Genomic DNA, 9,215 nt, shown 5'->3' on the forward strand with positions numbered 1-9,215 from the left:
ACAAGAGAAGTTTCTTGAAAAGGCAGCGCTTATAGCAGATAAGAAGTTGCAACAAAAACAGATTAAACAAGCAGGTCTTGATAAGAAGAAAGAATTAGCAGATTTACGTCTAAAGAGAAGAGAGGCAACTCGTCGTATAGATTCTGAACAGGCTTTAAAGCAGAAAGAAGCACTTCTTGCTGAGAAAAAACGAGCAAAAGAAGAAGAGTTGCGCCAGAAACAAGAACTTATCCTAAAAGAGAAAGAAGCCAAACAGGTAAAACTGGATGAAACCCGTGAACAGAAAGAAGAAGTTAAGCAACAAGAAATATTAGAACTTGCGGATAAAGAAGTTCTCAAACAAAAAGAAGAAAAACTCTCTGTTGTTTATAAAAAGGGTGAGATTTTCTCTAAAAATCTTCTTGCAAAACGAGAAGGAGAGAGAAGAAGGTTATTAAGTAGGCTTTTAAATGATAAAGAAGTTTATAGAAAAAGGGTTGCATCTCCTGACACAAAAATAGAGATTGAAAAACCTTCAAAGAAGCCAGTCACAAAATTGCCTGTTTCTGCTGTTAGTAAAGAAAAACAGAAAGAAGTAAATATTAGGCTTGCTGAGTTGCAGAAAGAATCTGCAAAAATAAGTAGAGCATCTCTATTATTGACGAAAGAATCTGTGTTGGCTTTGAGAAAATTTATACCAACTTTAAGAAAAAAGAAGAAAGAGATTCTTTCAAAACAAGCACTTGCAAAAACTCGACCGGTTGCAGAACTTAGAAAAGAACCGTTCCAACTGGTGCCTTTCGTAAGAAAAAATGCTTTTAAAATAGTTTTTGTTCTACTATTAATTGTATGGCTACTTGAAATGTTTCTATTTTCTCGTGGAGCAAGGGATGCAACAGCAAGATTAAAATTTATTACAGGAGAAGAACCGTATCAACAGAAGAGATTAACTAAACAGCGTTTTGATAAAAGTATGGATGAAGAAACTGCTTTAGTTGAGCAGATTTTTGTAGCGGGAGAAAAAATTGATATTGAAGGTAAACGAGACCCCTTTTCTCCGGGTAGATTGACTATGGAGGTTCTTGAAAGGCCCACTCTTACAAACATAGTTTTAGCTTCTAAACCAGAAGTAATTTCAATTTTACGAGCTCCTAAAACAGTAAGCATTCTTAGAGAAGAAAAACCTATAGAACCGCCGAAGAGTGTTGATTTACCTAAAACAGAACCACCTAAAATTACTCCTGTTAGCGTTGCCAAACTTTCTGAGGTACCTCAACCATTAAAAACAACGCCACTTGAAAAAGTATCTGCACCTAAGGTTACACCTCTTATTGTCCCAGAGATGCGTTGTGATTTAATATTTAGAGGAAAAATGTTATTCGAAGGTGTTGAATATCTTTTCATAGAAGGAAGACAAAAGACTTACAGGGTAACGGTTGGAGATATTGTGGAAGGTTTTAGGATATTAAGGAAAGAGAAAGATAGGCTTTATCTATCTAAAGATGGAATCTCTTATGAAATAAAAATAGACTAAATAGGGTAATATAATTTGCGTACATTGTTACTTGATTTTTTATACAATAAGAAGTAGAATAAGGGAAGGAGGAAAATGAAACGTTTAATACATCTTTTTTTAGTATCATTGATAGCCTGTGTGTTTTTGGTGGGTTCTATTGGTGTTTTTGCACAAGAAAAAGTAGATCTTGATAGTCTCTTTATGCAAGGAGTTAATAGGTACTATGAGAAAGATTATGCAGAGGCTTTAAGTATTTTTAAAGGGATTCAAGGGATAAATCCTTCTTTTCGAACATCTCAGGTGCGTAGGTATATACGGGTTTCTGAGACCAGATTAGGAAAACTTGGGGTTAAAGAGCAATTTATCAAGGGAGTACATTCCGAAAAAGAGATTGAGGTTTCTACTGAAGGCGAGTTTGAAGCGTTAGCTTCATCAGCTCAAAAAGTTCTTCTTGATATATATAGATACTTTCAAGAAATGGAAGAGAAATACCTTGTATCTCAATTTGATATGTTGGAACCCAAGTCAACAGCAAATTTAGCTAAAGACGCTTATGAAAGAAACCAGTTTACAGAAGCTATAAGGTTGGCTAATAAATCAAGATTACAGTTAGATTCTATTATTGAAAATAAGATAACTTTTGAAAAACCTGTTCTTGGAGCGGTTGGAAACACTCCGATAACATTAAATTTGACAGATGCGGACTTAGAGCAAACATTAAAACTTATATATGACCTAACAGGTGCAAATATTATTTTAAGCAAAGGTATATCAGGGAGAGTAACAATTAATGTAAAAGATATACCTTTACAGAAGGTTCTTGATCTGATATGTGAAGCAAATAGTTTGAAATATATTCAAGAGGAACAGATTGTTAAAATAATGACCGACGCTGAATATAGAGCACGAGTTAAATCGATGAAAGATCAGAATCGAAGTGCGTTTAAAGTTTTTTATGGTGATGCTTCTTCTATAACAAAAGCTTTAAAAGAAACATTCAAACAAGAGACAATAGTGTACGACCCAAGAACTAATTCTATCATAGTTGATGCAAGAACCGAGCAACTTACACAACAAATCCAAGAGGTTATTTCAGCGCTTGATACTCCTGTTTCTCAGGTACTACTTGAAGCTAAAATAGTTGAAATAGCAACATCGAGAGAAAGTTTACTTGGCGTAGATTGGTTGATAGCTTCACGTATGATAGATAAAATAAATACAACTATAACTGGGCCAAGGTTTGGGGAAACACCAAACTTTACACCCGGTCTTACCAGCAGTTTACCGGGTGGGTTTAGTTTTGGTGTAACCAATAGTGATGTAAATATTCTTCTTAAAGCCCTTGCTTCTCAAGGCGAAGTTAAACTTTTACAATCCCCTAAAATAATGACTTTAAACGGAACAACAGCCCTCATAAGGGTTGTACAGAATTATCCTTACATAATACCCGAATTTAGGGAAAACTATAACCCTAGTACTGGAGCGCTAACTGGTACAACCCAAACAGTAACTGTCCATGAGGAAGAGGTTGGGACCGAATTTGAAGTTACTCCTATTATACAAAGAAATAGAAATGTCTTTTTAACTTTAAATATAATTGATTCAAGACTTGTTGAGATAAAACAGTTGAGCGCTATTGCTGCTGGGCTTAGATATGAAACTCAGCAACCAATAATATCAACCAGAGAGACAACTCAAAATGTAACTCTCTTTGATGGACAAACCCTTGTTATAGGAGGGATGATACAACAGAGAGATGAAAAACTTGAAAGTGGAATACCTTTTTTAAGAAAGGTCCCTATTTTAAAATATTTGGTAAGTAAACCAGAATATAGGAAAACATCGAGCGAGTTGTTACTTTTCTTAACACCTTATGTAATAACAACCTTTAAAGAAGCAGAAGATTTGAGTGCACCCGATGAAAAGAAGCTTAATTATGAAATTAAGCCGGGTCTACTTGAAAAGTTTTAATACTTACAATGAAGCAAAAATTGGGTATAATAATATTAGAGAAACCAATTTAATATAAACTTTTGTGAATACTGTATATTTTTAAAAAAGTAAAGAAAGTTTCTAATATTTGCAAAATTGGCTCGCTAAATAGTTTATAATTGACTATTTAGGGGAGGTGAAAATGAATAAAAAAAGAATAGTTTGGATTTTAAGTGTAATATTTATGTTTGTTTCTTTGAGTGATAAATTAGGTGCGCAGACTTCTTCGTCTTCAAGAAGAAGAAGTTCTAGTAGTTCAGGTATTGGTAGTTCTTCCAGTTCTTCATCTTCAGGTACATCAAACGAAAGAGCCTCAATTGTTACAGATTTGCTTGTGGCTTACGTAATTGGAGGAATGTTACGAAACCCTGACTCTAATGTTAGAAAACAAGCGATACAATCTTTGGCTAAAGGGTTATCTTCTACAAATACCAGTTCTTCATCTTCAAGTTCTTCTACCAGTACATCAGGGGTGAGAGAAAGGCTTTTTGGTACAGGGTCATCTTCGTCTTCTTCCTCGTCCTCTTCCTCAGATTCTTCAAGCGGTTTAGGGCCAATGATATATATTCCCGATTTGTATGTTTTGTTAGCAGATCCTGACCCAGAGGTGAAAGACCTTGCCTCAGCTGGGCTTGACCTTATTATGGGCACAGAAGTTACTATTTTAAGGTTAATGAATGACCCAGAACCTTTAATAAGAAATTACGCGACGAAAATATATGCAACAAGAATTTTTGCTAATGCTCAATCGTCAGGAACTTCAAGATCATCATCAACAACAGAAGGTGAGGGAGATATTTCTGAACTGTTTGCTTTAAGAACAATGCTTGTAAGACTAAAATATGAGTCTAATGTTGAGGTAAGAAAAACTATAAAAGATGCTATAGAATGGTATATTACTAAAGGTGCTAGCGATACAAGCGGTGGTAGAGGTGGAAGAGAATCAGATATTTTTTCTGGCATGTTTGGTGTAGACCCAAATGTTTTAAAGTTTTTGGATGACCCAGATCCTGAACTAAGAAAGAATGCTATACGTGTAGTTTCTTCTGCTGAAACAAACTATGATGTTCTTATTATGTTTATGGAAAGGCTCAAAACTGAAACTGATGATGGTGTTAGACAAGAGTTACAGACTGCTATAGATAACTTTGTAAGAAGTAGTTTAGATTCACAACGTGGTAGAAGAGGTGACAGGAGAAGTCAGCCTGCTCCAGCACCAGCAGCGCCTGCAAGAACACCAGAAACTCCCAATTGGACATTGGAATAACTCCTTGGTCAAGGCATAAAATGTGGAAATTTAAAAGAATATGGAAAGAAGTAATCTGTTTTTTCTTCTTCTTTTCAGTCTGCCTTTTTTCGGAAGGTTTTAAAATTAATTTTCCTAACGTTGATATTAGGTCATTTATTAATTCAATTGGCGAATACACAAAAGAAAATTATGTAATTGATCCCAATGTAAGGGGTACCATAACAGTCTATTCATACAAATCAATTCCTGCCGAAGATATTGAATATGTTTTTAAAGCCATTCTTAACCTTTACGGTTTTACCTGCATACAAAAAGATACTGTGTCTTTTATAGTCCCAATTGCAGAAGCGAAAACAAGAGCAATAACTGTTAATATTGGAGAAGTTCCTTTGGATAAACAGGGTGATTTTATGCTACAGGTTGTTCCTCTAAAACATTACCCAGTAGATACTGTAAGCCAACTTTTAACACCTTACTTAACAAGAGGTGGGCAGATTACTGTTGATGGTAGAACAAACACTGTTTTTATCTCTGATATTGGTGAAAATATTTCCAGACTGCAAGATATTGTTGCTAAAATTGATGTTCCGAGTGCTCCGGGAAAAGAAGAGATGACTATATATCGACTTCAAAATGCAGATGCAGAAGAGGTGGCTAAAGTATTAACACAGGTTTTATCAAAACAGAGAGCTGTTGTAAGGAGAGGAGAAACGCCTCCTTTACAACCTTCTGTGGTTTCTGCTAAAGCAACAAATTCATTGATTGTTCACGCTGAACCAGTAGATATACCAGGTATTGAAAAAATCATTAAAGAACTTGATGTTTTGACTAATCAAGTGTTAATAGAAGCAATGGTTATAGAAGTAAGTTTTGATAAAGCAAAAGAAATGGGAGCAGAACTTACTTGGGCAAACACTTATAAAGATGGTAAGTATACAGGCTCTCTTTCAAGTGAAATGGGAGAATTAGCTAACACTGCCTCTGCTTCTGGGTTTCTTGAGATAGGGCTACTCCATAAGAATCTTTCGAAAGGCGCTATTTTACGAATGTTTGAAAAAGATGCCTATTTTAATATCCTTTCAACACCCCAAATAATGACCACAGACAATTATGAGGCTTCTATAAATGTTAGCGAAAATATACCTTACCTTAAAGAGACTAGGTTTTTGCAGGATACGTCAGGGTTGACTGGTGATACTATAAGGAGTTATGATTATAAGGATGTTGGTATTATGCTCAAAATTACTCCTCAGATTAGTCAGGATAAATATGTTCGTCTTAAAATATCTCAGGAGGTAACAAAAGTCACCGGTTCTATTGACGGTCAACCAACGACAGCAAAAAGGTCTGCTGAGACAAACTTGATAGTGCCTAATAATGAAACAATTGTTCTTGGCGGGCTTGTTGGTGAGGATAAGGGGCAATCTGTTCAGAAGGTTCCTTTTTTAGGAGATATACCAATCCTTGGAAGGTTTTTTAGAAAGGATGAAACTACTTCAGTCAAAACAAACCTACTTATTTTTATTACCCCCCGTATAATGACTACTTTTGAGAAGGCCATAGAATTAACTGCTGAAAAACAGAAAATAGTTGGAGAATAAAAAATAATATGCCAGAGAATAATTCTGTTTTATGGATTGAAAATCCAGAAGAAATGGTTGACCCAGAACTTCTTTCGTTATTTCCTTTCTCTTTTCTTAAAAATAATTCTCTTCTATTCTTGAGAAACGATGATAATGAAATAATAGTTGTTACTGATAACTTACTTAATATAGATTTAGGAGAGTTGAGGTCTAAGTTTGATAAAGAACTAAAGATAGCCCTATCTTCTTTAGATACTATAAATAGATGTCTTGAAAAGTATTATTATCACCCAAGTTCCTCCCAAAAAGTTATAGAAGATTTAAATGACGAGAATGAAATATCTCTTGAAGAAGATATAGATACAAGCGGAATGAACCTTCTTGACCTTGCCAACAAGGCACCTGTAATTAGGCTTGTCAACCAGATTATGTACAAGGCTATATCTATGAGAGCAAGTGATATACATATCCATTGTGGAGAATCTGAGTTAAAGATAAGGTATAGGGTTGACGGAGTTTTACACGATATTTTTATATTACCAAGAAAGTATCATCCTGCTATTGTTACAAGGATAAAGATTATATCTAACTTAGATATAGCTGAAAAACGGGTTCCTCAGGACGGAAGGGCTTCTATAAAAACCGATGGTAAAAAGATAGATATAAGGGTTTCTATAATACCTACTTTTTTTGGCGAATCTGTTGTAATGAGGTTATTGGATAGAAGCACTTTTCTTTATGGACTTGAAGAGTTAGGGTTTGAAGAAGAAAATTACGAAAAATTTAATAAACTGATACACCTTGACCACGGTATTATTCTTTTAACAGGTCCAACAGGTAGCGGGAAAACTACAACATTATATGCTGCACTTTCCAAAATAAATAGTCCCGGCATCAATATTATAACTCTTGAGGACCCTGTAGAATATAACCTTGATGGCATAAACCAGATACAGGTTAATTCTAAAGTGGGCCTATCTTTTGCTAACGGGTTAAGGTCTATATTAAGGCACGACCCAAATATTATAATGGTAGGAGAGATTAGAGATATAGAGACAGCAGAAATGGCAATACAGGCTTCTCTAACAGGTCATCTTGTTTTTAGCACTCTTCATACAAACGACTCTACAAGCGCTGTTATTCGGTTAACAGATATGGGGGTAGAACCCTATTTGATAGCTTCGTCTCTTATAGGAGTTATGGCTCAAAGGTTGATAAGGGTTAACTGTCAAGAATGTTCAGAAAAGATAACCCCTTCTTTATCGGAGTGGCAACAGGTTTCTCCCGAAGCAAAAGATTTGCAAGGTGGAGAATATAGAGCATCTAAAGGATGTTCGCTCTGTTTTAATGAGGGTTATTACGGAAGAACCTGCATCTCTGAACTTCTTGTAATTGAAGACGATATAAGGAATATGATATTAAATAGGAGTTCTTCTGTAGAGATAAAAAAAGCAGCTCTAAAGAAAGGTTTGGTAACGTTAAGGATGGATGGAGCAAGAAAAATTAAAAAAGGAACCACAACTATATCAGAGGTTTTAAGAGTTACTCAGGAAGTTTAAAAATATGACAACCTTTATTTATACTGGTTTGGATAAGACCGGAAAAACAGTTTCTGGGAAGATAGAAGGGGAAGATAAAAATGTAGCAAGGAAATCCCTAAAAGAGAAAGGGGTATATATTATTAATATTTCAGAAGATGTTTCTCGTCAATTCTCTTTTTCAGGGAAAATTAGAGAGAGAGATATTGTAATTGCTATAAGAGAACTTGCAACTTTTGTGGCTTCTAAATTACCCTTGGATGAGTGCCTTACAGGTGTTACTGCACAGATGAAAAATGTTAAACTTAAAAATATATTTAACAATATTCAACGTAATATTAGAGAAGGAAAAGTCTTTTCTGAAGCAGTGAAAGAGTATCCTGAAATCTTTTCTCCAATGATAATTTCTTTAATAAGGGCAGGGGAAGAGACAGGCACTCTTGATAAAATTCTTATTAGGATAGCCGATTTCCTTGAAAAACGTCAGACTTTTAAGAGTAAAATTATGAGTATATTAAGTTACCCTTTCTTTATGCTCTTTGTATCAATCGCAGTTTTTATATTTCTGTTAACTTTTGTTACCCCGACTATAACCAAAATATTTTCTGAGATAGATCTGGTACTTCCTATTCCTACTTTAATTCTTATGAAACTTAGCAGTTTCATTAAAATATTCTGGTTTTACATTCTTGTTGGTGTTGGTGTTTTATATTATATGCTTAAAATTTTTTTTGCTACATATAAAGGTGGACAAATCCTTGATTTTTTTAGGCTACATACACCTTTTCTAAGTAACATAATTATTAAGAAAGAAATTGCTCTTTTTTCCAGCACAATATCTATATTGATAGAAGGCGGGGTGGAGATAATTGAATCTCTTAGAATTTCAGGTCAGGTTTTGGTAAGTCCTACATTGAAAAGAGAAGTAAGAGAAATCGCTGATTTTTTATCTAAAGGTGGTACTTTATCGGTTGCTTTTAAAAATAGTAAATATTTTCCATACCTTGTTACTCAGTTGGTAAATGCTGGTGAAAGAAGTGGTTCTCTTTCGGAAATGTTTGGTAAGATTTCCAGTATATACGAAGAAGAAGTAACACAAAGTTCAACAAGATTTGTTAATTTTCTTGAACCAGCAATGATTTTATTTATGGGAGGCTTTGTTGGAATGATAGTACTTGCTGTTCTGTTACCGATTTTTCAGATCAGCCAGTCTATTAGGTAAAAGTAGAAAAAAAGTATGTGGTGCCTATTCACTCTGGTACTACGGTGCATACACCTTCTACGCCACAATCGGGCACTCTGAGAACTCACCCTTCTGCGCAAAGAGCGTCTCCGAAGGGCTTAACAGGCTCAGAGTA

General features: G+C 34.9%; 6 protein-coding genes. All 6 read left to right on the forward strand.

The window, feature by feature from the left end:
- Positions 1–1,513, forward strand: a 1,513-nt coding sequence (locus M0P98_08460) for a hypothetical protein (protein MCK9266881.1), incomplete at its 5' end; no start/stop codon positions are given.
- Positions 1,514–1,588: 75 nt separating this feature from the next.
- Positions 1,589–3,466 (forward strand): hypothetical protein, encoded by a 1,878-nt coding sequence (locus M0P98_08465; protein MCK9266882.1) that lies wholly within the window; start codon positions 1,589–1,591, stop codon positions 3,464–3,466.
- A gap of 163 nt (positions 3,467–3,629) precedes the next feature.
- Positions 3,630–4,754 (forward strand): HEAT repeat domain-containing protein, encoded by a 1,125-nt coding sequence (locus M0P98_08470; protein MCK9266883.1) that lies wholly within the window; start codon positions 3,630–3,632, stop codon positions 4,752–4,754.
- A gap of 20 nt (positions 4,755–4,774) precedes the next feature.
- Complete coding sequence (locus M0P98_08475; GenBank protein ID MCK9266884.1) at positions 4,775–6,337, forward strand: hypothetical protein; 1,563 nt, start codon at positions 4,775–4,777, stop codon at positions 6,335–6,337.
- Positions 6,338–6,345: 8 nt separating this feature from the next.
- Complete coding sequence (gene tadA, locus M0P98_08480) at positions 6,346–7,878, forward strand: Flp pilus assembly complex ATPase component TadA (protein ID MCK9266885.1); 1,533 nt, start codon at positions 6,346–6,348, stop codon at positions 7,876–7,878.
- A 4-nt stretch (positions 7,879–7,882) separates the two neighbouring features.
- Complete coding sequence (locus tag M0P98_08485) at positions 7,883–9,079, forward strand: type II secretion system F family protein (GenBank protein MCK9266886.1); 1,197 nt, start codon at positions 7,883–7,885, stop codon at positions 9,077–9,079.
- Positions 9,080–9,215: the final 136 nt, after the last annotated feature.

Source organism: bacterium, from assembly GCA_023230585.1.
Taxonomy (GTDB): Bacteria; Ratteibacteria; UBA8468; order B48-G9; family JAFGKM01; genus JALNXB01.